A 430-nucleotide genomic window follows, 5' to 3' on the forward strand; every position below is an offset into this window, starting at 1 on the left:
ACTGGCGCGTTTTGGACGGTAAGCTCTATGGCGCTTTATCGCTTAAACATCTTACTTGCCTCTGGTCTATCCAAAGCCATGAACTTTACCAGTAACTTTACCTCTTTGGTGACCTTCGCGATTCTTGGTCATATTGATTGGGTTCTAGGTTTAACCATGGGCCTTTGTTTGATGGCCGGTGCATTTGTTGGCGCTCACTCTGCTATTCGGTTCGGTGCTACATTTATAAGACCTGTGTTTGTTACAGTTGTAAGCGTACTTGCAATTAAACTGGCATACGAAGCTTGGTTTGTGAACTTATAGGCAGTAGCCAACGGGAAGTGAAATGAATCAATTTTCAAAGCTAAAAAGTGTTATTGATACCTTGATTGGCCATTGCTCGCAGGTTGACAAATCTCGAGGGGCTTATCATCAAGCCTTGTTTGACCGA

The 430-nt window shown here is 43.5% G+C and carries 1 protein-coding gene; it reads left to right on the forward strand.

Annotation, left to right across the window (positions count from 1 at the left end):
* Nucleotides 1-303: sulfite exporter TauE/SafE family protein (locus AB4512_RS22815; RefSeq protein WP_372175812.1), on the forward strand; the 303-nt coding region annotated here is incomplete at its 5' end.
* Between the last annotated feature and the right edge of the window lie 127 nt (nt 304-430).

It is taken from the genome of Vibrio sp. 10N.222.52.B7 (assembly GCF_041474275.1).
Classification (GTDB): domain Bacteria; phylum Pseudomonadota; class Gammaproteobacteria; order Enterobacterales; family Vibrionaceae; genus Vibrio; species Vibrio crassostreae_C.